The organism is Salinibacterium xinjiangense (assembly GCF_014645015.1).
In the GTDB taxonomy this organism is placed as follows: domain Bacteria; phylum Actinomycetota; class Actinomycetes; order Actinomycetales; family Microbacteriaceae; genus Rhodoglobus; species Rhodoglobus xinjiangensis.
Genome location: NZ_BMLC01000003.1, coordinates 292,039 through 315,964, shown reverse-complemented (window position 1 = coordinate 315,964; position 23,926 = coordinate 292,039). Strand labels below are relative to the sequence as shown.

The window sequence follows — 23,926 nt, the reverse complement described above, 5'->3', positions numbered from 1 at the left end:
GGGACTAGTTGGATGCGACGTCGATCGCCTGAGCGAGGGTGAATGCCTTTGCGTAGAGCGCCTTGCCCACAATCGCACCTTCGACGCCGTGAGGCACGAGCGCACGAAGCTCGACGATATCGTCCAGCGTAGCGATGCCGCCGGAGGCGATCACCGGGCGATCTGTGCGGTCGGCGACCTCACGAAGCAGCTCGAGGTTCGGGCCCTTCAGGGTTCCGTCCTTCGTCACATCGGTCAGCACGTACCGGCAGCAGCCAGCCTCCTCGAGACGGTCGAACACCGTCCAGAGGTCGCCGCCCTCCTGTGTCCAACCGCGAGCTGCGAGGGTCGTCCCCCGCACATCCAGGCCGACAGCGATAGCCTCACCGTATTCTGCGATGACATGGGCGGCCCACTCCGGGTTCTCGAGAGCCGCCGTACCGAGGTTGATGCGCTTGGCGCCCGTCGCGAGGGCCGCTTCGAGACTCGCGTCGTCCCTGATGCCACCCGACAACTCGATGTTGACAGTGCGTGGCGTGTTCTTGATGACCTTGCGGATCACCGCGTGGTTGTCGCCGCGACCGAACGCGGCATCGAGATCGACGAGGTGGATCCATTCGGCGCCCTGGTCGACCCACTCCTGTGCCGCATCGACTGGGCTGCCATAGCTGGTCTCACTGCCGGCCTCACCCTGGGTCAGTCGCACGGCCTTACCTCCAGCGACATCGACAGCCGGCAGCAGAATCAGCTCCGGGCTCTTTGCGAACTCACTCATAGGGTTTCCAGCCAATTCTTCAGAAGTCGGATTCCGGCGTCCCCGGATTTCTCCGGGTGAAACTGGGTTGCGGTCAGCGGGCCGTTCTCCACAGCGGCGATGAATCGGCCGCCGTGACGGGCCCAGGTGATCTTGGGTTGCGGGAACGGGTCGTGCACTTCGAGCGTCCACTCCTGGGCGGCATAGGAGTGCACGAAGTAGAAGCGTTCGTCCCGGATTCCGGCGAACAGGTGCGTGTCTTCGGGCGTCTCGACGGTGTTCCAGCCCATATGAGGCAGGATCGGGGCATCCAGCTCTGTCACCACCCCGGGCCACTCACCGAGACCGGGGGTGTCGTTGCCGCGTTCGACACCGTGCTCGAACAGCACCTGCATCCCCACACAGATGCCCAGAACAGGTCGGCTGCCGGTGAGCCGCTTCTCGACAATGGCACCGCCTCGCACGGAGGCGAGCTGGCGCGCTACGGCCTCGAAGGCTCCGACGCCGGGCACCACGAGCCCATCAGCGGCTTCTGCCACCGAGCGGTCCGCGCTCAGGACGACCCGGGCTCCGGCCAGTTCGAGCGCCTTGGCAGCCGAATGGACGTTACCGGAGCCATAGTCGAGGATGACGACGGAAGGATTGATCACCTCAGAGCGCACCCTTGGTTGACGGGATGCCGCTGACACGGGCATCCGGCTCGATAGCGATGCGCAGCGCCCGCGCAAACGCTTTGAACTCGGCTTCGGCAATGTGGTGGGGGTCGCGCCCGCCGAGCACCGTGATGTGCACCGTCAGGCCGGCGTTGAACGCAATCGCCTCGAACACGTGCCGCACCATCGAGCCCGTGAAGTGTCCGCCGATCAGGTGATGCTCGAAACCGACAGGCTCACCGGTGTGCACGAGGTAGGGGCGCCCTGATACGTCGACGACAGCCTGCACGAGGGCTTCATCGAGCGGCACGAGCGCGTCGCCGAAGCGCGAGATGCCCGCCTTGTCGCCGAGCGCCTGCTTCAGTGCGATACCAAAGGTGATGCCGATGTCTTCGACCGAGTGGTGCACGTCGATGTGCGTGTCGCCGGTGGCTGTGACATCCAGATCGATGAGGGAGTGCTTCGACAGCGCGGTCAGCATGTGATCGAAAAACGGCACGCCGGAGTTGATGGACGATGTGCCGGTGCCGTCGAGATCGATGCTCAGCTCGATACTGGATTCACTCGTCGACCTGCTCAGGCTGGCCGTGCGGTGTGCAGTCATTCTTTGATCTTACCGATCGAGCCGGATGGCAGCTGCGTCGAGTGCCCCACGAGGCTGGTCAGCGCATCGAGGAAGATCCCGGTCTCCTGTTCGGTCCCGGCGGACACCCTCAGATGGTGCGGAATTCCGACGTCCCGAATAAGGACGCCCTGCTCGAACAGTGCCTCGAACGTCGCGTTCGGGTCGGCGACTCCCCCGAACATCACGAAGTTCGACTCGCTCGGCAACGGGGTGTAGCCGAGGCCGGGGAGCGCCGCGATGATTCTGTCGCGCTGGGCTTTGATGTCGTCGACCATGGCGAGCATCGCGGGGGCGTGCGAGAGGGCGGCGACCGATGCAGCCTGGGTGAGAGCAGACAGGTGATACGGAAGTCTCACGAGCCTGAGAGCGTCGGTGACCGCCGGATCGGCCGCCAAATACCCGAGCCGGGCACCCGCGAATGCGAAGGCTTTGCTCATCGTGCGGGAGACCAGCAGCCTCGGCCGTCCCTCGAGCAGGCTCAACGCCGTGTCCCCTTCGGCGAACTCCGCATACGCCTCATCCACGAGCAGGATGCCCGGGAACGCGTCATACGCAGCGGCGATGGTCTCGATCCCGAGCGCGGTTCCCGTGGGATTGTTGGGCGAACACAGGAACACTACGTCGGGCTGCTCCCGCTGGATTGCGGCGACCACCGTCTCGGGCGAGATCGCGTATCCGGAGTCACGTTCCGCCGTCACCCAGCGGGTGCCGGTGGCGTTGGCGATGATCGAATGCATCGAGTACGTGGGAGGGAAGCCGAGCACGCTGCGTCCCGGCCCACCGAAGGCCTGCAGCGTTTGCTGCAGCACCTCGTTCGACCCGTTCGCTGCCCAGATGTTGTCTCGCGTGAGGCCGTGCCCGAGATAGGTCGCCAAAGCGTCCCGCAGCTCTGTGAACTCTCGGTCCGGGTACCGGTTCACACCCATCACGGCAACAGCCAAGGCCCTGACGATGTCAGTTGCAACATCTTCGGGAATCGCATGCGTGTTCTCGTTGACGTTCAATTGGATCGGGACGTTCTCCTGGGGAGCGCCGTATGCGCTAAGCCCCCGCAGGTCGTCGCGGATCGGGAGGTCGGAGAGGCTGGTCACCCGTCAAGCCTATGACCCCTCGAGCACCCTTACCTCTGGGCGCACTGCTTACTGGTGTGCGTACTCTCCGGGGATAGCAAGCTCCTGGCCGGCGAACACGTCTGAGGACGTCAACTGGTTGAGCTGCACGATCTGGTCGATGACCTGGCGAGGATCGGCCGTGGGTGCAAGCTCCCCAGCAAGCTGCCACAGGGTCTCTCCCGACGACACCGTCACGTATTGGAAAGGCATGTCTGAGCCACCCAGCGACGCAGTAGCCTCACCGCCGTTCAGAGCGAAGACCATCGCCGCGATCACAAGTGGGGCGGCAACAACAGCCACCAGGAGCGAACGACCGCGCTGGGTGATGCGAAGCCGTGGCGCCGCATTCTTCGAAGATGCGTTGTAGAAACCTGTGCCGTGAAAGCCCGTGCCGATTACGCCTGTGGTGCTCATCGTGTACTCCTTACAAAATTTCGTATCCGGCACTCGGCCGGGAGTGCCGGATACGAAGCGCTTGATCTGCTGCTGGTGAGCTGTCGGGCCATGCTGTGCTAGAAGATCTATTCCGAACATACATTCGAATTCGACCCATATCAAGTAAATATTCGAATATGTCACTGATATTTGAGGCAAAACACTAGAACAGGTGTTTGTTTTAGGGGTCACAGCGGATACAGTTTCGAATGAGCCACCGACATTCAGTCGGCAGGTCCCCGAAAAGGAGAGACGATGAGCGCCGACACACGCAGCTCCGAGAAAAGCAGCGGCGGCACTCGCCGGCGGAAGAGCCTGAGCGACAAGCAGCTCGCCATCCTCGACGTCATCCAGCGCTCGGTCTCGGGCCGCGGATACCCGCCGAGCATGCGCGAGATCGGTGACGCTGTCGGGCTCGCGTCGCTGTCTAGTGTCACCCACCAGCTCAACCAGCTCGAGTTGAGCGGGTACCTTCGCCGCGACCCTAATCGTCCGCGGGCGATGGAAGTGCTGATCGACCTCCCCTCACTTGAGGGTGGGGACGTTGCTCCCGAGAACTCTGTCTCTATCGGTGACGCCGTCATGGTTCCGCTCGTCGGCCGAATCGCCGCCGGAATCCCGATCACCGCGGAGCAGCACATCGACGAAGTGTTCCCCCTCCCCCGCCAGCTGACCGGCAAGGGCGAATTGTTCATGCTCAAGGTCGTCGGCGAGTCAATGATCGATGCCGCTATCTGCGACGGTGACTGGGTTGTCGTGCGCCAGCAGAACACAGCAGAGAACGGCGATATCGTCGCGGCGATGCTCGACGACGAAGCGACGGTGAAGGTCTTCCGCCAACGGGATGGCCACACCTGGCTGCTCCCCCGTAACTCGAATTTCGAGCCGATTCTGGGCGATCACGCCCAGGTGCTCGGCAAAGTCGTGACGGTGCTGCGTTCGCTCTAGATAGCAGCAGCTCGACGCGCAGTGCGTAGTCGACAACTCTCGGCCCACGCCAGGCTCATCGGGACAACGAGTCCTGTCACACTTGAGAGCGCATCCAGCACCACCCTGCTGACGCCCGTGACATGGAGGGCTCAGACACGGCCCCTGCGTCGATCGTCCACACCATTGGTGGCACTGATGAACCAGGCGCCGTCCCATTGCATTAGCCGCCACACCGCTGCGACTCCTACGTGCACGCGGAAGACAGGCACGGAACCGCCATTGCGGTAACCGTGCCTGTCACCGACGGGTTAGATGGTCCCTCGACGTCAGCGCGGCAGTCGGCGTGAATTGCGCTCCACGCCCTCGTTCGCACAGCCCGCGACGCCCCGTCTGGCTATGCCCGGGACCGTGACCGTGCGGCCCGCGTCGCGGTGAGTATGTTCTTCAACGATTCGACAGTCTCGTCGTATCCTCGGGTTTTGAGGCCGCAGTCCGGGTTAATCCAGACCTGGCGCTCAGGGATTGAGCCGAGTGCGATCTCGATGAGCTCGCTCACCTCATCGACCGAAGGGACCCGCGGTGAGTGGATGTCGTAGACCCCGGGCCCAATTCCGCGACCGAATCCGCTGGACTGGATGTCCGGGACGACCTCCATCTTCGAACGAGCCGCCTCGATGGAGGTGACGTCCGCATCCAACCTGTTGATGGCATCGATCACCACGCCGAATTCCGAATAGCAGAGGTGCGTGTGGATCTGGGTGCGGTCGGCCACCCCGGCCGTCGCGAGGCGGAACGACCCGACAGACCAGTCGAGATAATCGTCATGGTCTTTCTTCTTCAGCGGCAGGAGTTCACGCAGGGCGGGCTCATCCACCTGGATAATTCCGATCCCGGCGCTCTCGAGATCTTTGATCTCATCGCGCAGGGCGAGGGCGACCTGGTTGGCCGTCTCGCGCAACGGTTGGTCATCACGCACAAACGACCAGGCGAGGATCGTCACCGGTCCGGTCAGCATGCCTTTGACCGGCTTCTCTGTGAGCGACTGCGTGTAGGTCGACCATTCGACAGTGATCGGTGCCGGTCGTGAGACGTCGCCCCACAGAATCGACGGGCGTGTACACCGCGAACCATACGACTGCACCCAACCGTTCTGGGTTACAGCGAACCCGTCGAGGTTTTCGGCGAAATACTGCACCATGTCGTTTCGCTCGGGCTCACCGTGCACGATCACGTCGAGGCCGATCTCTTCCTGCAGGTCTACGACTCGCCTGATCTCGTCTCGCATGGCCTGCTTGTACACATCATCCGTGATCGCACCCGACACGAGGGCGGCGCGCTGCCTGCGGATGTCACCCGTCTGCGGGAACGAGCCGATCGTGGTCGTCGGCAGGAAAGGCAGCTGCAGTGCGGCATCCTGGGCAGACAGTCGCGCGCCGTACTCGCCGCGAGAGAAATCGGCCTCGGTCAGGCTCCCGGTACGGGCACGCACTGCACCATCGCGCACACCTGCGGCCTGATGCCTGTCGGCCAGGGCAGCGGATGCCGCATCGAGTTCTGCCCGGATCGCGCTCTTGCCCTCGACCAGCCCCTTCGCGAGGGTGGCAACCTGCCCGACCTTCTGGTCGGCAAAGGCCAGCCACGACTTCAACTGGTCGTCGAGCAGGGGTTCATCCTCCACGTCATGCGGAGTGTGGAACAGGCTGATGGAGCTGGAAACAGTCACGTTCGGGGACAGGCCGCGCAGTGACTCGAGCGATGAAAGAGCAGCCTCGAGGTCGCCGCGCCAGATGTTGTGGCCATCGACGACTCCACCGACGAGCACCTTGGTCGTGGAGATGCCGCTGGGCAGATCACCCTTCACGAGGTCGATGCCGATCGCTTCGACCGGCGTGTCGACGAGCACAGGGAGAGCGTCATCAAGGGATCCATAGGGCGCCGACACGAAGACGCTGGGGCGGATCACCGCACCCCCGAGCAGGTCGTATGCGCGCTTCGTCGCCGCCAGGACGACCGCACGATCAACCTCGATGCTCTCGCTCACCAGTGCAGGCTCATCCAGTTGCACCCATTCCGCACCGACAGCGGTGAGCGCAGCGAGCAACTCCGCATAGACGGGAAGAAGGTCGTCGAGGCGGTCGAGCGGCTGGAAGCCGTCAGGAGCACCCTCAGAGGGCTTGCTGAGAAGCAGGAGCGTGACAGGGCCGACGATCACGGGGCGCGTGCGGAAGCCGCTGGCGGTGGCTTCGGCGACCTCGCGAACGAGGCGATCCGATGCAAGGTGCAGCTTCGTCTCGGGGCCGATCTCGGGCACGAGGTAGTGATAGTTGCTGTCGAACCACTTCGTCATCTCGGCCGGGGTGTCTGCGCCCTCACCGCGGGCGATGGTGAAGTATCCGGCGAGGTCGATGGTGCCGTCCTCCTTGACGAGGCGTTCGAATCTCGTGGGGATCGCCCCGACCGTGACTGCAGCGTCGAGCACCTGGTCGTAGTAAGAGAATGCCTCGGGGATGGATGAGTCGGCGCGGCCGAGGCCGAGCGAGAGCAGCCGCTCGCGAGTGACCCTGCGAAGCTCGGCCGCGGTCGCCTCCAACTCCTCGACAGAGATTTTTCCTGCCCAGAACGACTCGACGGCCTTCTTGAGCTCGCGACGACGTCCGATCCTCGGGTAGCCGAGGATAGTGCCGATGGGGAATGCGGGGGATGTAGTCATACGTGTTCCTTCTGTCGATCGAGCAGCCCTGCGCCGCGGAGAACCGCGAGCACGGGCTCGTGCTGGTTGAATGTATACAGGTGAAGTCCGGTTGCTCCGCCAGCGATGACCTCCTGGCCGAGTGCCACTGCGTGGTCGATCCCGATGCGGTGGTGTTCCGCTTCGTCTGATGCGGCGAGGAGTCGGCGCTCGAGCTCCACCGGCGTAGCTTCCCCCGTCAGTTCGATGATGCGCTTCAGACGCTGGGGGCTCAGCACGGGCATGATTCCCGGCAGTATGCGCATGGTCACGCCAGCCTCGCGCGCCTTGTCGACGAACCCGAGGAAGTCATCGGCGTGGAAGACCAGTTGGGTGATGGCCAGGTTCGCTCCGGCTGCCTCCTTCGCGAGGAGGGTATCCAAATCCTGGGAGATGGATCGCGACCGCGGGTGGCCATTGGGAAAGGCGGCCACGGCAATCGTGACCTTGCGGCCCCTAGTGATGCGACGTGCTGCGGGGAATCCTGGCACCTCGAGGAAGGCGAACTGCTCCCGCTCAGACTGCACCCGATGGATGAGCTGCACCAGCTCGCCGGCGCTGCCGAGGTCGCCGAGGAAGCTGTCGGCCTCGACCGACCCCTCGGGCGGGTCTCCTCTCAGCGCCAGGAAGCTGGTCACGCCAGCGTCGAGGAACTGGCGGATCAGTTCACTCGCCTGCGCGTAGGAAGACCCGACACAGGTCAGATGGGCCATCGCCTGCACGTTCGTGCCCTGGAGGATATGCCCCAGCACATCGAGCGACGGCTCGCGTGAAGAGCCGTTCGCACCGTAGGTGACTGAGATGAATTCCGGACCGGCAGCCACCAGGTCGGGCAGGCTCGCGTAAAGCGCAGCCTCTGACCGTGCCGAGCGGGGCGGGTAGAGCTCGAAAGAAAATGTAGGCACTCAATCCCCTCCGGTCATGTTGCTCCGAGTGGGCGGGTGCCGGGCTCGGCTGTCGCTCGCGCCGGGCGTGGTGCCCGAACCGTTAACAGTCTAGGCACCACGGCCGCGCAATGTCGTCGTGTTACGACGAGCGATCAGGCGATGAACTCCTGCAGCTCGGCCACCCTGGCGGGGTGCACCAGGGCCTTCACGAGGGTGCCGCCCTCCTCGTAATCGGTGCTGAGAACGCGACCCTGCACGTGAAGCCGCGAGATGACATCGCCGCGGTCGTAAGGCACGAGCATGGTGAGTTCGACCTCGGGGGCGGGCAGCAGCTCGGCGATCCGCGCGAGCAGTTCATCCACACCCTCGCCTGTCCGCGCCGACACGAAGATCCCTGTCGGTTCGAGCCCCCTGATCAGCAGTCGCTGGTCGTCGTCGGCAAGATCGCTCTTGTTGAAGACCACGATCTCCGGAATATCCCTGGCTCCGACATCGCCGATCACGCCGCGAACCGTCGCCAGCTGTGCGCCAGGGTCGGGGTGCGATGCATCCACGACGTGCACGATCACGTCCGACTGCCCGACCTCCTCGAGGGTGGAACGGAACGCCTCGACGAGCTGCGGTGGGAGATTCCTGACGAATCCAACCGTGTCACTCAGGGTGTAGAGGCGTCCGTCTGTGGTGGTCGACTTCCGCACGGTCGCATCGAGGGTGGCGAAAAGGGCGTTTTCGACCAGCACGCCGGCTCGGGTGATCCTGTTCAGCAGGCTGGATTTGCCCGCGTTGGTGTAGCCAGTGATCGCGACGCTCGGAACTTCGAACCTGTTTCGGTTCGCACGCTTCGCCTCACGGGCCGGACCGAAGCCCTTGATCTGCTTGCGCAGTCGCGACATACGGGTGTGGATGCGGCGACGGTCGAGTTCGATCTTCGTCTCACCCGGCCCACGGCTGCCCATACCGGCCCCGGCTCCACCTACCTGGCCACCGGCCTGGCGCGACATCGACTCACCCCATCCGCGAAGGCGCGGGAGGAGGTACTCGAGCTGCGCGAGTTCGACCTGTGCCTTACCCTCACGGCTGCTCGCGTGCTGGCTGAAGATGTCGAGGATGACAGCGGTGCGGTCGATGACCTTCACGCCCACGATGTCCTCGAGGGCTCGACGCTGGCTGGGCGCCAACTCAGTGTCAGCGATCACGGTGTCAGCGCCGGTGGCGGCGACGACACCACGCAGTTCCTGCGCTTTCCCTTTGCCGAAGAAGGTGCTGGGGTCGGGATTCGCGCGCTTCTGCAGCAGGCCGTCGAGCACCACGGCGCCGGCGGTCTCCGCCAGCGCAAACAGCTCGCGCAGCGAGTTCTCCGCCTCCTGGAGGTTTCCTTGGTTGTAGATACCGATCAGCACCACGTTCTCGATGCGAAGCTGGCGGTACTCGACCTCCGTGACATCCTGGAGCTCGGTCGACAATCCGGAAACACGTCGCAGCGCCTGGCGGTCTTCGCGATCGAACTGGTCGCCGTCCCGGTCGCCTTCGTAGTGGTTGTCTGACTGGAGCGCCTGCGCGTTGCCCGAGCCGAACAGCGTGTATCCGGCCGTGTGTGCCCCGGCTGCAAGCACTCGTTCGACCGCGTCGGCGCCATTGCCCTCGGTCTCGTTTCTCTGAGATTCAATCATTGGGTTAACCCTACTTTCGTAGTCTTCGGTAAGTTTCTCTGCATGGCCAGTGAGCATTACTTCTCCCCTACACCGGGAAGCGAGCTCAAATCCCGTACGATTCGCGCACGGCTTGGGGGTCGGGACGTGGAGTTGGTCACAGCCAACGGCGTTTTCAGCCCCGAACGCATCGACACAGGAACGCAGGTTTTGCTCTCCAGCGTTCCCGCGCCACCACCGGGTGGCAACCTGCTCGATCTCGGGTGTGGCTGGGGCCCTGTCGCCCTGACTCTCGCGCTTGAATCACCTCATGCGACGGTGTGGGCCGTGGACGTCAACGAGCGCGCACTGGATCTCGTGCGGGCGAACGCGGAAAAAATGTCCATGAAGAACATTAAAGCAGTTACCCCTGAGAATGTTCCCGATGACGTCAGATTCATGACCATTTGGTCGAATCCGCCGATCCGGGTCGGCAAGAACGAGCTGCACGGGATGCTCGGACACTGGCTGCCTCGGCTCGAAACCGAGTGCGACGCATGGCTGGTCGTGCAGAGAAACCTCGGATCCGATTCCCTTCACCGCTGGCTGCAGTCGAACTTTCCCGACGATTTCAGCTTCGTACGCGCCACGACGAATAAGGGCTACCGGGTGCTGCGGGCCCGACGTCATTAAGGCCTGACCAGCGAGCTCGAGATCAGACCTCGAGCTCACCCACGAACACGAGTTCGGCCGGACCGCTCAGCGACACGTGCTCGCCGTCTTCGGTGGGGAACATGCGCACGCCCACCGTTCCGCCAGCAATATCCACTCTCCACTGGTGGGGCGCTCCCGTACCGGCCCAGTGACGAGTTGCGAGAGCTGCGGCTACAGCACCGGTTCCGCACGACAGGGTCTCGCCGCTGCCGCGCTCGTGCACACGCATCCGGATGTGACCGACGCCATCCTTCACCATCGGTTCGCCAGCCACGACGAACTCGATGTTCGCGCCGTCGGCTGGTTCCGGATCGAGCACCGGGATGTAGGTCAGGTCGGCCGATTCCAGCTCATCGATGCTCGCCAGCGCCACCACGATATGGGGGTTGCCGACGTTGATGCCGAGCCCGGGGCGTGCCACTGACAACTCTTTCGCTCGCACGAGTGGCTCACCTCCGTCGAGACGCCAGCGCCCGAGGTCGGCCTGGAAACCTGTGGCGTTCCGCTGCACGTCTCGTACGCCACTTCTGGTGCCGATGGGCAGGGTCTCACCGGGCTCGAGCCGGGCGAGGGCATTGTCGATCAGGAAGCGACTGAACACCCGGATGCCGTTGCCACACATCTCAGCAATCGAGCCGTCCGCGTTGCGGTAGTCCATGAACCACTCGGCATCAGGATCTTCCGCGAGGGCCGACTCGCCTTCCGGCAGGTTGCGAGAAAGCACAGCCCGAAGGATTCCGTCGGCGCCGACGCCGAAATGGCGATCGCAGATCGCGGCGACCTGGGCGTCGGTGAGGTTGGTGTTGCCCTCCGGGTCAGCGAACAACACGAAATCGTTACCCGTGCCGTGGCCTTTGGTGAAGTGCAGTGTCGCCATGGGTCAATTCTCCCCCATCACGAGCGACAGGGCCGTCGAGTGCCTGGCCGGGTCGTCATAGTCGAGCCAGTGCGCACTGCCGTACCGGCGAAACCAGCTCACCTGTCGGCGGGCGTAACGCCGGGTCAGCGACGCCGTCTGGTCGATGGCCTCGGCCCGCGTCAGGAGGCCGTCGAGCTGGGCCAGGGCCTGCGCATAACCGATCGCCCGCGCCGCCGTGACACCCAGCCCGGTCGATCGCAGCGCTCCGGCCTCGTCGAGGATCCCGTCTGCCCACATCGAGTCGACCCTGGCGTCGAGGCGCGCGACAAGCTCGTCCCTGGGAGCTCTCAGGGCGAGGATCGTGGCGTCCCGCCATGGATCCGCGTTTTCGGGAAGTCCCGAACCGAAGGGCTGCCCTGTCATCTCGATCACTTCGAGGGCCCGCACCAGCCTTCGACCGTTGTGGGCACCGATCGCTGTCGCCGCGCCCTCGTCGAGTTGTCTCAGTCGAGTGTGCAGCATCCCGGGGCCTACCCGGATCAACTCTGCCTCGAGTCGCTCCCTGATCACGGGGTCAGTACCGGGGAAGCGGAAATCCTGGATCACGCTCGAGACGTACAACCCGGACCCGCCGACGAGGATCGGCGTCGCGCCACGCGCTTCGATAGCCTCGATATGCGCTCGCGCATTCTCCTGGTAGTCCGCGACGCTGGCTTCCTCCGTGGCGTGGAGCACGTCGAGCATGTGGTGTGCAATGCCGCGTCGATCGGAGAGCGCCAATTTCGCCGTGCCGATATCCATGCCCCGGTATAGCTGCATGGCATCGGCATTGACGATCTCGGCGGTGCGGCCCTCCCTCGCAAGCTCCGATGCGAGTCGCAGCGACAGCTCGGACTTGCCCGTGCCCGTCGCTCCGACGATGACCACAAGCTGCGGCACGTTCTAGCGCAGCCCGTCTGCGTCGTCATAGATTCGACCGCTGTCGAGGGCGGAGGGGCCAACCCTCAGCGACGGTAACCCCAGCGACACTCGGCCAGGCTCAGCGCTCGTTGTCGCCGGGACAGCGCAGGATGCGGCCTCGGCTCGATCCCACGCGTCGCCGGCAGTCGTGCGTCGCACTGCTAACGGGGCGCCGCCGATCGAGTCTGCGACCAGATGGAACGTGGAGGCCTGCGTGATCTCGACGGAAACAACGTCACCCGGCCTGGGGATGATGCTGCCCGATGGCACCTCGAAGTGCACGAGCCTCGAGTCTTCGGCACGCCCGGACAGCCTGTGGGTCTCGCTCTGCTTGCGGCCTTCCGTTGCCGTCACAAGCACCTCGACCCGACGCCCGACCTGCTTCTGGTTCTCTTCGCGACTGATGTGATCCTGCAGCGCGGCCAGCCGCTCGAACCGCTCCTGAACGATCGCTTTCGGAACCTGGTCCTCCATCGTCGCCGCAGGCGTTCCTTCACGGATCGAATACTGGAACGTGTAGGCCGAGGCGAACCTTGCCTCTTCGACGACCCGGATCGTCTCCTGGAAATCTTCTTCGGTCTCTCCGGGGAACCCGACGATGATGTCGGTACTGATGGCCGCGTGCGGGATCTTCTCCCTCACCCTGTCGAGGATCCCCAGGAACTTTTCTGACCGATATGAGCGTCGCATTGCTTTGAGAATCCGGTCTGAGCCCGATTGCAGCGGCATGTGAAGCTGCGGCATGACCGTCGGCGTCTCGGCCATGGCATCGATCACGTCGTCGGTGAAGGCTGCGGGGTGGGGGCTGGTGAATCGAATGCGCTCGAGACCGTCGATACGCCCGGCGGCACGGAGCAGCTTGCCGAACGCTGCACGATCACCGAACTCGACGCCGTACGAGTTGACGTTCTGGCCAAGCAGCGTGACCTCGATGGCCCCATCGTCGACTATGGCCTGGATCTCGGCCAGCACGTCGCCAGGCCTGCGGTCTTTCTCCTTGCCACGCAGCGCCGGGACAATGCAAAAGGTGCACGTGTTGTTGCATCCGACCGAGATGGACACCCAGGCGCTGTGAGTCGATTCTCGCCGGGTGGGGAGTGTCGACGGGAAGACCTCCAGCGATTCGAGAATCTCGAGTTGCGCTTCTCCGTTGTGTCGCGCACGCTCCAGCAGCGCTGGCAACGATCCCATGTTGTGCGTGCCGAAGACGACATCGACCCACGGGGCTTTTTTGAGGATGGTTGATTTGTCTTTCTGGGCCAGGCATCCACCTACTGCGATCTGCATGCCCTCATGCTGCCGCTTGACACTCGCAAGCATGCCGAGGTTGCCGTAAAGCTTGTTATCGGCGTTTTCTCTCACGGCGCACGTGTTGATGACGACCACGTCGGCCTGGCCGTCTGTGGCCCGGGCGTAGCCGGCCGCATCGAGTGACCCACTCAGCCGTTCGGAGTCATGCACATTCATCTGGCAGCCGTATGTTCGCACCTCGTAGGTGCGGGGTGCCAATGCCTGCTCAGTCATGTAGTCAATCTTAAGCCTGACACAACTCGAGCATCGACGGCTGATCCCTCTATAAGAGGGGCGCACACCACGGCACGGGCCGACAAAATGAGCCCACCGCCGCAGGAGTCCGCCAACGTAAACGTTCGCCGACGTGTTGGTTCTCCGACGTATGGGTTCTCCGGCGTCAGCGGAAAGTCGGACCGGTGGGAGCCAACGCCGCCTGCACGGCCTTCGATACGACCGAACCGGAATATCCCCGCCGCATAAGAAAGTCGCCCAACCGCCGCTTCGCCGTCGTGGCATCGAGGGATCGAAGCTGACCGGCTCGCTTCATCGCGATCACCACAGCCCGCTCCAGCTCGTCGTCATCATCGAGCACCGCAAGGGCGGACTCGACAGCAATTGGGTCGACGTTTCGGCGGCGAAGTTCCGCCGTCAAAGCCGACCGCCCGAGCCCTTTCCGTGCCTGAAGCGTTCGGATGAGTGTCTCGGCCAGAGCATGGTCGTCCAGTAAGGCGACCTTTTCCAACCGCTCGATTTCGATGTCCACTTCTGAGGATTCGAATTCACGACCCAGCAGGTAGTCACGCATCTCGCGGGACGACATGCCACGCCGAGCGAGCGCATACATGCTGACGTTGCTGATCCTGTCGAAGGAGCCCTTGGATTTATCCCGGCCTGATCCCGCTCTGGGCGCAGGTTCTGCCGAGGCCGAACCAGATGCCCTGCGGTTCACCGGCTTCTCATCACTGATCGACGGGCCTGCACTGAGCGACGGGCCTGCGTCGCTCGAGCCCCTGTGCGGCGGGCGCGATTCTGCGAGTTCGTCAGAGGTCTCACCGAGGTCGACGAACCGTGGCCCTGATTCAGGCGTCGGAGCTTGTGCGGACAGGGCCGCCGACGGCGAAGAAATCGCAGCATACTCCTCCGTCTCAGTCGACGGTTTTACGCCGAAGAGATAGGTGACTGGTGCGATTCGCTCGCCGTCAGCAGCGCTCACTGCTACTGGCCTACTGCCATCTTGAGCTTGGCAGCAGAAGCCTTGGTCGGTGCCGTCGCAGCCACCGGCAGCACGGGACCGGAACCATTGGCTCCGGCCTTGGTTTCTGCAGCGTCTGCGGCAACTGCCGCGTCGATGATGGCCTTCGCTTCCCTGGCCTGCTGGGCCTTGGCCTCGGCACCGACGCCAAGCTTGACCATGATGCGCTGTTCGATCTCTTTAGCGATCTTGGGGTTTTCGAGCAGGAACTTACGCGAGTTCTCCTTGCCCTGGCCGAGCTGATCGCCGCCGTAGGTGTACCAGGCGCCAGACTTGCGAACTATCTCGTGCTCGACGCCGAAGTCGATGAGACTGCCTTCTCGCGAGATACCGATGCCGTAGAGAATATCGAACTCGGCCTGCTTGAACGGCGGAGCCATTTTGTTCTTGACGACCTTCACCCGCGTGCGGTTACCGACCGCCTCCGTACCATCCTTCAGCGTCTCGATACGGCGGATGTCGAGTCGAACTGATGCGTAGAACTTGAGAGCCTTACCACCGGCTGTCGTTTCCGGGCTGCCGAAGAACACACCGATCTTTTCGCGCAACTGGTTGATGAAGATCATGGTGGTGTTGGTCTGGCTGAGTCCACCTGTCAACTTTCGAAGGGCCTGCGACATCAGACGCGCCTGGAGGCCGACGTGGGTGTCCCCCATCTCGCCCTCGATCTCGGCACGGGGAACGAGCGCTGCAACCGAGTCGATCACGATGAGGTCGATGGAACCCGATCGCACCAGCATGTCTGCGATCTCCAGCGCCTGCTCACCGGTGTCGGGCTGAGAGACGAGAAGGGAATCGATGTCGACGCCGAGCTTGGCCGCATACTCGGGGTCGAGAGCATGCTCGGCATCGATGAAGGCGGCGATACCACCCGCGCGCTGGGCATTCGCGATGGCGTGAAGAGTGAGTGTGGTCTTACCCGAGGATTCTGGGCCGTAAATCTCGACGATGCGGCCTCGGGGAAGCCCACCTATGCCGAGAGCGACATCCAGCGCTATGGAGCCGGTGGGGATCACCTCGACAGGAGCCCTGTCGTCACTGCCCAGTCGCATAACCGAACCTTTACCGAACTGGCGATCGATCTGCGCAAGCGCGGTCTCGAGTGATTTTTCGCGATCTGCTGCTGATGGCATTAGGGTCTCCCTGCATCTGTGGAACTACACAGCTGACACTGCATAGTTGGTTGCTGCCCATAGGCTGTCGTTTTGCTGAAGCCCGATGGAGCAAGGGCTGCAGCCTCCCGACAAAGGCTGGTGTCTCAGGTCGAAACAACTACCGGTCACGTTACGCTCGCCAACCGACATTGACTGTCGAAGTCCGAGCTGCTGTGCACAATAACCGTCTTCGATTAGACGTTATGGAGGAGACTAGCAAGATACGAACACATGTTCGATATTTCTGAACGGCGTGTTGGGGCTACTTTTTTGGCTCGCGCTGGCCAACGCCGTGCCAGCGAGCTGGCGGAACATCCATCGCCCTGCAGAGCGCCAGCCAGATCTCGCGGGTATTCGTTCCGGCTCTGATCGCCTGATCGGCCGTCAGCCCGCCAATCTCGCCCATGACGAGATCGTGGGTCAGGATGCGTCCGTATGCCTCACCGAACTCATCAGAGACGGCAAGCCAGAACTCACTGAGCCTCAACCAATACCTCCAGGAATACGCGGGGAGCGACAAAACCACGCCGAACGTTGGAATGCCCCGGCCGTATTGGCCAGGGCATCCGCTCTAAACAGCTATCAGGCGATCAACGCGAGACGAGGTCGGCATCGAACTCTGCAACCAGATCATCCGGAAGAGTGTCCGGAATCGGGTTGAGGCCTTCGATGATGGCCAATCGGTCACCCACTTCACGCATGATGACCGAGATGGGCGTATCGAGTGCATCGGCAACCGACGCGAGGATCTCAGAACTGGCCTCTTTCTGACCACGCTCCACCTCGCTCAGGTAACCGAGTGCGACACTCGCTTTGCTTGCGACCTGACGAAGGGTGCGGCCCTTCTGCAGACGGAAGTCTCGGAGAACGTCACCGATTTCTTGACGAACCAAAATCATTGGAGCCTCCTTTTCTGACCGATCGTGATTGCTAGCTTACGTGTACTCTAGCTACTCGAATCTGTACGGTACTTGTGAATTCTCTTGCTATAACGAGATCGAAACGAGTGCTATTCCCGCGAGTGAGCGAGAAGTGCTTCGAGTTCTAAGAGTGATTCGTAGACGACCGCCTCGCGGATGGCTTCTCGGCTCCCCGAAAGTTGCAGGTGTCTTGTGCGTACGTCCGACCCGATCGCGAACCCGAGGTAGACCGTACCGACCGGTCGGCCATCCTGGGGGTCGGGTCCAGCCACACCTGTCGTCGAAATGCCGATGTGTGCCGGCTGCCCGGCGACGGCGAGGTGCTCACGCACACCGACAGCCATCTGCGCGGCTACATCCGGGTGGACTGCGCCATGGAGCGCGAGGACCTCGGCGTTCACCCCCAGCACCGTGTGCTTGAGCTCCGTGTTGTATGCGACCACCCCACCGGACACCACGGCCGAAGCCCCCGGAGTGCGGATGAGCTCGGCGACGAGCAGGCCACCGGTGAGCGATTCCGCCACAGCAATGGTGTGGTGTCGTGCGGTGAGCAGCCCGATGATCCGCGCACTGAGGCTTGCAACATCCTGAGCCTGGGTCGAGGTCATGACCGCGCCGCCGCCGTATTGCGGTGACGCCAGGCCTGCCAGAGGTATTCGACACCGGTGTAGAGGGTGAGCGCGATCGCGACGCCCATGACGATCCAGCTCACCCAGCCCGCCCAGGGGCCCAGGAATATCCATGGAGCGACGAGGAAAAGCGCGATCGCGACTGCCTGCACGACGGTCTTCAGTTTGCCGCCTCGTGACGCCGGGATGACGACTGTGGACAGCACGGCGAACCGGAAGATCGTGATGCCGAACTCGCGCACGAGGACCGCCACGGTGACCCACCACGGCAATTCGCCGAGAATCGACAGCGCCACGAGCGCACCGCCGATCAGGATCTTGTCAGCGATGGGATCGAGGATGATGCCGAGGTCGGTGATGAGGTTGCGTCCGCGGGCGAGCCGACCGTCCACGGTGTCGGTGACGATGGCGAACACGAAGAGTGCGGCCGCCAGATAGCGAACGACACCGTAATCTCCACCGTCGGCGAGCAACATCCAGATGAACAGGGGTGCGAGCAGGATGCGCGCGACCGTGACGATATTCGCGATGTTTGCGACACTGGCCGGCCCGTCACCGCTGCGCAGGATGCGGCCGGCGAAGAAGCCCTCCCTGGGATTCTGCGGCAGGTCAGTCACGTGTGGATCACTCTCGATCGGTCAGGCTCCAGGCATCCTCGTCAGACTCGCCGTTGACCACATCGTACCCCGCCAATGAATCGGCGACTGCGTCAGACTGGAGTGCGGACAGTGAGACGTCGGGTCGCGGCGCCGGTGAGGCTGATGGGACATCGTCGCCACGAAGCCGCGCGAGAACTGACGGCAATTGCTCCGCGGTGACAAGGACGTCCCTGGCTTTGGACCCCTCGGATGGCCCGACGATCTCCCGCGATTCGAGCAGGTCCATGAGCCGCCCGGCCTTCGCGAACCCTACCCTGAGCTTGCGCTGGAGCATCGACGTCGAACCGAACTGCGTGCTGACGATGAGCTCGGTCGCCGCAAGGAGCAACTCGAGGTCGTCACCGATGTCTGCATCAATGTTCTTCTTCACGACAGAGACTGCCACGTCTTCGCGGTACTCGGGCCTCGCCTGGGCGATAACGTGCTGGACGATGGCCGCGACCTCGGACTCGGTGACCCAGGCGCCCTGCACGCGAATCGCCTTGGAGGTACCCATGGGCAGGAAGAGTGCGTCACCCTGGCCGATGAGCTTGTCTGCGCCTGGCTGGTCGAGGATGACGCGGCTGTCGGTCATGCTCGACACCGCGAAGGCGAGCCGGGACGGCACGTTCGCCTTGATGAGACCGGTCACGACGTCGACAGAGGGTCGCTGGGTGGCCAGCACCAGGTGGATTCCGGATGCCCGGGCCAGTTGGGTGATGCGCACGATGGAGTCCTCTACGTCGCGAGGCGCAACCATCATGAGGTCGGCCAGCTCGTCGACGACGACGAGAAGGTATGGGTACGGCGACAGCTTGCGCTCACTGCCCACAGGCAACACGATCTCGCCCGCTACGACTGCACGGTTGAAGTCGTCTATGTGCCTGAACCCGAACGACGCGAGGTCGTCGTAGCGCATATCCATCTCCTTGACGACCCACGCGAGAGCTTCGGCGGCCTTCTTCGGGTTGGTGATGATGGGTGTGATGAGGTGGGGTACGCCCGCGTAGATGGAGAGTTCCACGCGCTTCGGGTCGATCAGCACCATCCTGACCTCGGCCGGTTTCGCACGCATCAGGATCGACGTGATCATCGAGTTCACGAAGCTCGACTTGCCGGAACCCGTGGAGCCTGCGACGAGAAGGTGGGGCATCTTGGCGAGGTTCGCGACGACGAAGCCACCCTCGACATCCTTGCCGAGCCCGATGGTCATCGGGTGCACGCTCTTGGTGCTCGCGTTGGAGCGCAGCACATCACCCAGCGACACGATCTCGCGATCCTTATTCGGGATTTCAACGCCGATGGCGCTCTTGCCGGGGATAGGCGAGAGGATATTGACCTCGTTACTGGCCACGGCGTAGCTGATGTTGCGCGCGAGCGCGGTCACGCGCTCCACCTTGACCCCGGGGCCGAGTTCGAGCTCGTAACGGGTCACCGATGGGCCGCGGCTGAATCCGGTGACCCTCGCGTCGACCTGAAACTGGTTCAGCACCTCGGTGATCGAGGCGACGACCTCATCGTTGGCAGCCGATCGGGATTTGGGCGGGGTGCCCGGCGTGAGCATGGCCGGTGCCGGCAACCTGTATGCCGCGATCGGCCGGGTCGGCGCCACGGCTGACGGAGCCGATGGCGCAGCGGGACGCTCGTCATCGAACTCCCCGGCCACACCCTTTTCACGCGCTGTCGTCGTGAAGCCTGGCAGCCGCTCGGGGTTGGACGCGGCACCATCGTCATCACGAAGGCTCATAGAGCCGTGCTCGACCTCGCCGGTGAATCGTTTGATGGCATCTTCTGCCCGAAGCAACTCGTCCATCACGTCCACACCGTCGGCAGGGCCCGTGCGGTCGACCACCTCGGTGACCTGGTCACGGGAGACCACCGGGCTGTCAAACGCCGCGGGTTCTTCTGACCGGCTCGACTTGTTCCGACGCCACCATGGGATGGATGCCGGATCCTCATCCAGTCCGAGATCGGTCAAGGAGCCGAACTCGACCGAGTCATTTTTGCCGACCTTCGACGCGGCCCGTTCGCTCTCGTCAGGCAGTTGCGCCCCGAAAAGGTAGGAGTAGAGATCGCGCGCACGTGACCCGATGCGATTGGGCGGGGTCTTGGTGATGATGAAGAGCGAGAGCACCAGGAGCAGCGCGACGATCGGTGTCGCGAGAAACGCGGTTCCCAGACCGAGCAGGGGCTGAGCAAGGACCCAACCCACCACACCGCCCGCCTGCGCGAGCGCTTCCATCCCCCCGGTCGGCTGCGGCGAGCCTCCGTAGATGTGGCAGAGCCCGCTGACAGTGACGACGAGAAGGGTCACTCCAATGCCTATTCGACCGTTGTCGTGGACGCTCGACGGATGGCGGAAGAGCCAGACGGAGAACAGCAGCATGATGACGGGGAGCGCGAACGCCACGCGACCGAAAATGCCACCGAATGTGTACGCATCCAGTGCGAGAGCTACCGAATCGGTCGGATTGAACCACTCGACCACTGCCCCCGCCACGGCCAGCAGGAACACCAGGAACGGCACACCATCACGACGTTCATCTTTGGCGAGTGTCTCTGAGCCGAGCACGCGGAACGCGCCGCCCACCGCGTGGGCGAGGCCGAGCCAGGCCTTGACGAGCGGGCCATCCTGTTCGACTACGACCTGCTGCTTCTTCGCCCGCGGGAGTCGCTTGGTTACCTGGGTGGCGCGGGAACGCGCCGGGGTCGCGCGGGCGCGCGACGTCGACCTGGTGCTCGTTGCCATGGAACCAACGGTACCTTCGAGGGGCGACGGGACGCGGGATGCGGGCAGCGTGTCCGCCCTGTGCCGGTCATCGAGGGTCAGAAACGGATTGCGTCGATCACCTTGACGCGCACGGCCACAATCGCCGGCAGCAGTCCGGCGAGAGCCCCGACCAGAGTTGCAGCGCCAAGCCCGATCACCGCCGCCTCGAGCGGGAAGGCGGGCAGGTCTGTGACGCCCTGCCCGATGAAGTCGGTGACCATCGGGCTCTTGACGATCAGTACGGCGAGAAACACCCCGATCACCCCAGCGGCAAGCGTCGCCACGACACTCTCCATCATGACGGCGAAGAAGACCCGACCCGCTGTCGCCCCGAAACTGCGCCGGATACCGATCTCGCGAACCCGTTGCCGCACCGTCACGAGTGAGATGTTCACGAGCCCGAGCGCACCCAGCAGCAAGACCAGCACCGCCACTCCCCCGACGATGAGTTTCAGGGGTAGCAGCGGATCTTCGCCGCTGAAGGCAAGGTAGTCCTGGCGATTCACGTCGACCTGCCAGCCGTCGCCAAGTTCTCCCGCGATGTCCCTTTTGATGAGCGGCGTGAGTTGGTCTGAGATTTCGGGTGGTACCCACATCTCGTATTGCGGGAACAGGTTCGCGCGCTGCTCGGGCGTCGAGATCCGGCTATAGGCGTCGGTGAGCATAAACATCAGCGGGTAGGTCTCGAACGATGCTGAGGGAGTGACCCCGACGATCACGGCCGTCATGGAAGTCGGCCCATCGAGGGTGACCGTGGGGTGGGTTGCCAGGTCCGGGGAGCCCATCCGATTCCAGATCACCTCGTTGACGATCAGAGCAGGAGCGAGGCGATCGGCGTCGGAATCGACGAACCACGCGCCCTCGGCGAGCTTTACGCGATGCATGGTGCCGAAGTCGGCATCCACGATCGTCGCATCGACGGGGGTGACGCCATCGATGAACTGGACGAAAACCTGCGTGTATGCGGACCGCGTCGACCAGCGGACCGAGTATCGTTCCACCGCGGTGTCGAATGCCTCGGTGATCGTGTCGGCATCCGGAGCTTCGCCGGAGGTCGGGTTGTACGCACTGATGAAGAGGCTCGCGGGGCGACCCGAACTGCGCTCGTAGCTCTCGGTCGTCGCCTGCTGGGCTATCGCGCCGAGTCCGACGACGCTCGTGATGGCGGTGACGGCGACCGCGACGCCGATGAGGCTCAGCAGCACCCTGGTCTTGTGGATGCGCAACTCAGCCCAGGCCTCGGAAAATGCCCCTACCAGCCCGCTCACGGTGTCGCTCCTGGCTGGAGCGCCAGCACCCGCTTCACATCCACCGGCGCCAGCACGCCCTGATCGAGACGGTAGTGACGTCGCGCGAGGGCCGCGACATTCACGTCATGAGTGATGGTGATGAGCGCCGCTCCCGATGCCTCAGCAACCTCATCGAGGAGTGCCATGACCGTCGCGCCGGTCTCCACATCGAGCGCGCCTGTCGGTTCGTCGGCCAGGATGAGCCGCGGCCCGCGTACCAGCGCCCTGGCAATGGCTACGCGCTGCTGCTCGCCACCCGACAACTTCTCGGGCATGCTCTGCGCGCGGCTGTCGAGCCCCACCCGGCCGAGCATGTCGAGCGCAAGCTGTTTTCGGCGCCAGAACTGTTGGCCTGAGGCATACAGCAGCGGCGTCATGACATTCTCGAGAGCCGTGCGGCCGCTGAGGAGGTTGAACTGTTGGAAGATAAAGCCGACATTTCGGCCACGGCACCTGTCGCGTTCGTTCCCAGACATCGCAGAGATGCGCTTGTCATCGAATCGGATTTCGCCCTCGGTGGGGTTGTCGAGCAGGCCCAGCAGGTTCAGCAGGGTGGATTTTCCCGACCCCGAACGACCGACGATGCTGACGTGATCCCCGACGGAAACCTCGAGATCGACGCCTCTCAGGATGTGGAGGGGCGGCGCATCGGGGAGGTCGACAGACCTCGTGACGCCGCTCAGGCTGAGCAGGCTCATCCGCAGACCGTGTTGCCCTTGCCGTCGTCGATGCACTGCCCGGGCAGCGGGCCGTCAACAGGGGCGGCGGCTCCCGGTATGAATTGGAGGATCATGTCACCCTCCGCCAGCCCTCCCAGTACCTCGACGTTCACCCCGTCGTTGATCCCCAGCGTGATCGGCCGCGACTCAGTCGCGCCATCCGGTAGCACGAAGAAGACATTGCCGGTCTGGGACGACCCCTCGACAGCTGTCGTCGGAATCGTCAGCACATCAGTGGCAACGCCCCCGGCGAGTGTCAACTCGGCCGAGAGCCCGGCAAAGACCGTCATGTCGACCGGGACGGCGCACCGCACTGTCGGGCTCCCCGGTGCAGCACCAGGGTCGGCTCCGGCGACGGGAGCCGCGATCGTCAGACCGGTGCAACTGAACGGCGCCGGCCCACCGGTGATGGTGACCTGCGCTTCGGTCGGTTGGTTCAACAAGCGATACTGCTGCTCGGGAGCGATGGGCCCGCTGACGTGAAAGGTGGGTGGCGCGACCTTGCCTACGTCATCTCCCACCGCGAAGGTCTGCCCCGCCAGCGCGGTGAAGCTCGAGAGCACACCGGCTGTGGGTGACACGACCGTTTCGTAGTCGACGTAGGAGGTGCCGTCGGGGTTCATCACATCGGCCCGCAGGGTCAGAATCTCGGTGCCGGTATCCACATATTGACCCTGGCTGACCATCACCGCGCGAACCTGCCCGGCCAGCGTCGCCTTGATCTCGACGGCGTCATCGGCGGCGACGGTGCCCCGCAGAGTCACGTCGTTCTTGATGGTGCCGATCGTGACGGGAACCTGCGGTTCCACGATCTGTCCCGCCGGCGAGGCGGCATCGCTGACAGGCTGGCTATCACCGAAGAAGGCGATCTTCACAAGCGCGCCTGCGATGGCCAGAAAAATCAGTATCCGGATGATCGGAAACACCCATTTGCGTGCAACGCCCACGTTCACGACCCCACTGTCTGCGACCCCAGCCGCTGAGCTTGCCTGGCATAA

Annotated in this window: 23 protein-coding genes; 2 read left to right on the top strand and 21 right to left on the bottom strand. The window is 63.6% G+C overall.

Going from position 1 to position 23,926, the window contains the following annotated elements; all coding sequences use genetic code 11:
• Positions 1 to 4 precede the first annotated feature (4 nt).
• Genes priA through IEW81_RS11670 form a run of 5 tightly spaced genes read right to left on the bottom strand, consistent with a single transcriptional unit; the run spans position 5 to position 3,537 of the window.
• Complete coding sequence (gene priA, locus IEW81_RS11690) at positions 5 to 754, bottom strand: bifunctional 1-(5-phosphoribosyl)-5-((5-phosphoribosylamino)methylideneamino)imidazole-4-carboxamide isomerase/phosphoribosylanthranilate isomerase PriA (protein WP_097061170.1); 750 nt, start codon at positions 752 to 754, stop codon at positions 5 to 7.
• A complete protein-coding gene (gene hisH, locus IEW81_RS11685) occupies positions 751 to 1,428 on the bottom strand; it encodes an imidazole glycerol phosphate synthase subunit HisH (RefSeq protein WP_097061171.1) in 678 nt (225 codons plus the stop codon). The genes priA and hisH overlap by 4 nt, the downstream gene beginning before the upstream one ends.
• Positions 1,385 to 1,990 (bottom strand): imidazoleglycerol-phosphate dehydratase HisB, encoded by a 606-nt coding sequence (gene hisB / locus IEW81_RS11680; protein ID WP_097061172.1) that lies wholly within the window; start codon positions 1,988 to 1,990, stop codon positions 1,385 to 1,387. The genes hisH and hisB overlap by 44 nt, the downstream gene beginning before the upstream one ends.
• On the bottom strand, positions 1,987 to 3,102 hold the full coding sequence (locus IEW81_RS11675) for a histidinol-phosphate transaminase (protein WP_097061173.1): 1,116 nt from the start codon (positions 3,100 to 3,102) through the stop codon (positions 1,987 to 1,989). Before IEW81_RS11675 ends, hisB begins: the two co-directional genes overlap by 4 nt.
• Before the next feature lie 48 nt (positions 3,103 to 3,150).
• A complete protein-coding gene (locus IEW81_RS11670) occupies positions 3,151 to 3,537 on the bottom strand; it encodes a LysM peptidoglycan-binding domain-containing protein (protein WP_097061174.1) in 387 nt (128 codons plus the stop codon).
• A gap of 276 nt (positions 3,538 to 3,813) precedes the next feature.
• Here IEW81_RS11670 and lexA point away from each other — a divergent pair, with 276 nt between their 5' ends.
• A complete protein-coding gene (gene lexA / locus IEW81_RS11665; RefSeq protein WP_097061175.1) occupies positions 3,814 to 4,506 on the top strand; it encodes a transcriptional repressor LexA in 693 nt (230 codons plus the stop codon).
• Between the two features lie 376 nt (positions 4,507 to 4,882).
• Here the strand turns inward: lexA and metE are convergent, their stop codons facing one another.
• The 3 genes from metE to hflX all read right to left on the bottom strand — a co-directional run bounded on the left by metE (position 4,883) and on the right by hflX (position 9,773).
• Positions 4,883 to 7,198 carry a 5-methyltetrahydropteroyltriglutamate--homocysteine S-methyltransferase gene (gene metE, locus IEW81_RS11660; RefSeq protein WP_097061176.1) on the bottom strand — a complete coding sequence of 772 codons (2,316 nt, stop codon included), beginning with the start codon at positions 7,196 to 7,198 and terminating at the stop codon, positions 4,883 to 4,885.
• A complete protein-coding gene (locus tag IEW81_RS11655; protein WP_097061177.1) occupies positions 7,195 to 8,121 on the bottom strand; it encodes a methylenetetrahydrofolate reductase in 927 nt (308 codons plus the stop codon). The genes metE and IEW81_RS11655 overlap by 4 nt, the downstream gene beginning before the upstream one ends.
• Positions 8,122 to 8,255: 134 nt before the next feature.
• The gene (hflX, locus tag IEW81_RS11650) at positions 8,256 to 9,773 is read right to left on the bottom strand and encodes a GTPase HflX (protein WP_097061178.1); all 1,518 of its coding nucleotides are present in this window, start codon (positions 9,771 to 9,773) and stop codon (positions 8,256 to 8,258) included.
• 42 nt (positions 9,774 to 9,815) lie between these two features.
• Here hflX and IEW81_RS11645 point away from each other — a divergent pair, with 42 nt between their 5' ends.
• Positions 9,816 to 10,424, top strand: coding sequence for a class I SAM-dependent methyltransferase (locus tag IEW81_RS11645; RefSeq protein ID WP_097061179.1), 609 nt, complete (start codon positions 9,816 to 9,818; stop codon positions 10,422 to 10,424).
• Positions 10,425 to 10,446: 22 nt separating this feature from the next.
• Here the strand turns inward: IEW81_RS11645 and dapF are convergent, their stop codons facing one another.
• The 13 genes from dapF to IEW81_RS11580 all read right to left on the bottom strand — a co-directional run bounded on the left by dapF (position 10,447) and on the right by IEW81_RS11580 (position 23,881).
• On the bottom strand, positions 10,447 to 11,322 hold the full coding sequence (gene dapF / locus IEW81_RS11640; RefSeq protein ID WP_097061180.1) for a diaminopimelate epimerase: 876 nt from the start codon (positions 11,320 to 11,322) through the stop codon (positions 10,447 to 10,449).
• 3 nt (positions 11,323 to 11,325) lie between these two features.
• Positions 11,326 to 12,243: a tRNA (adenosine(37)-N6)-dimethylallyltransferase MiaA gene (gene miaA / locus IEW81_RS11635; RefSeq protein ID WP_097061181.1), complete on the bottom strand. Its 918-nt coding sequence runs from the start codon at positions 12,241 to 12,243 to the stop codon at positions 11,326 to 11,328.
• Between the two features lie 3 nt (positions 12,244 to 12,246).
• Positions 12,247 to 13,788, bottom strand: a complete 1,542-nt coding sequence (miaB, locus tag IEW81_RS11630; RefSeq protein ID WP_097061182.1) for a tRNA (N6-isopentenyl adenosine(37)-C2)-methylthiotransferase MiaB — start codon at positions 13,786 to 13,788, stop codon at positions 12,247 to 12,249.
• Between the two features lie 166 nt (positions 13,789 to 13,954).
• Positions 13,955 to 14,770, bottom strand: a complete 816-nt coding sequence (locus tag IEW81_RS14540; RefSeq protein WP_229671378.1) for a regulatory protein RecX — start codon at positions 14,768 to 14,770, stop codon at positions 13,955 to 13,957.
• Positions 14,771 to 14,772: 2 nt separating this feature from the next.
• Positions 14,773 to 15,942 (bottom strand): recombinase RecA, encoded by a 1,170-nt coding sequence (gene recA, locus IEW81_RS11620; RefSeq protein ID WP_097061183.1) that lies wholly within the window; start codon positions 15,940 to 15,942, stop codon positions 14,773 to 14,775.
• A 283-nt stretch (positions 15,943 to 16,225) separates the two neighbouring features.
• The gene (locus tag IEW81_RS11615; protein ID WP_097061184.1) at positions 16,226 to 16,450 is read right to left on the bottom strand and encodes a DUF3046 domain-containing protein; all 225 of its coding nucleotides are present in this window, start codon (positions 16,448 to 16,450) and stop codon (positions 16,226 to 16,228) included.
• Positions 16,451 to 16,553: 103 nt separating this feature from the next.
• Positions 16,554 to 16,862, bottom strand: a complete 309-nt coding sequence (locus IEW81_RS11610; RefSeq protein WP_097061185.1) for a helix-turn-helix domain-containing protein — start codon at positions 16,860 to 16,862, stop codon at positions 16,554 to 16,556.
• 110 nt (positions 16,863 to 16,972) lie between these two features.
• Entirely contained in the window at positions 16,973 to 17,491 is a 519-nt protein-coding gene (locus tag IEW81_RS11605; protein ID WP_097061186.1) for a CinA family protein, read from the bottom strand.
• Positions 17,488 to 18,129: a CDP-diacylglycerol--glycerol-3-phosphate 3-phosphatidyltransferase gene (pgsA, locus tag IEW81_RS11600; RefSeq protein ID WP_097061187.1), complete on the bottom strand. Its 642-nt coding sequence runs from the start codon at positions 18,127 to 18,129 to the stop codon at positions 17,488 to 17,490. The genes IEW81_RS11605 and pgsA overlap by 4 nt, the downstream gene beginning before the upstream one ends.
• A 7-nt stretch (positions 18,130 to 18,136) precedes the next feature.
• Positions 18,137 to 20,899: an FtsK/SpoIIIE family DNA translocase gene (locus IEW81_RS11595; protein WP_097061188.1), complete on the bottom strand. Its 2,763-nt coding sequence runs from the start codon at positions 20,897 to 20,899 to the stop codon at positions 18,137 to 18,139.
• Positions 20,900 to 20,976: 77 nt separating this feature from the next.
• Positions 20,977 to 22,188 carry an ABC transporter permease gene (locus IEW81_RS11590; protein ID WP_097061189.1) on the bottom strand — a complete coding sequence of 404 codons (1,212 nt, stop codon included), beginning with the start codon at positions 22,186 to 22,188 and terminating at the stop codon, positions 20,977 to 20,979.
• Complete coding sequence (locus tag IEW81_RS11585) at positions 22,185 to 22,907, bottom strand: ABC transporter ATP-binding protein (RefSeq protein WP_097061190.1); 723 nt, start codon at positions 22,905 to 22,907, stop codon at positions 22,185 to 22,187. Before IEW81_RS11585 ends, IEW81_RS11590 begins: the two co-directional genes overlap by 4 nt.
• Complete coding sequence (locus tag IEW81_RS11580) at positions 22,904 to 23,881, bottom strand: efflux RND transporter periplasmic adaptor subunit (protein WP_229671377.1); 978 nt, start codon at positions 23,879 to 23,881, stop codon at positions 22,904 to 22,906. The genes IEW81_RS11585 and IEW81_RS11580 overlap by 4 nt, the downstream gene beginning before the upstream one ends.
• Positions 23,882 to 23,926: the final 45 nt, after the last annotated feature.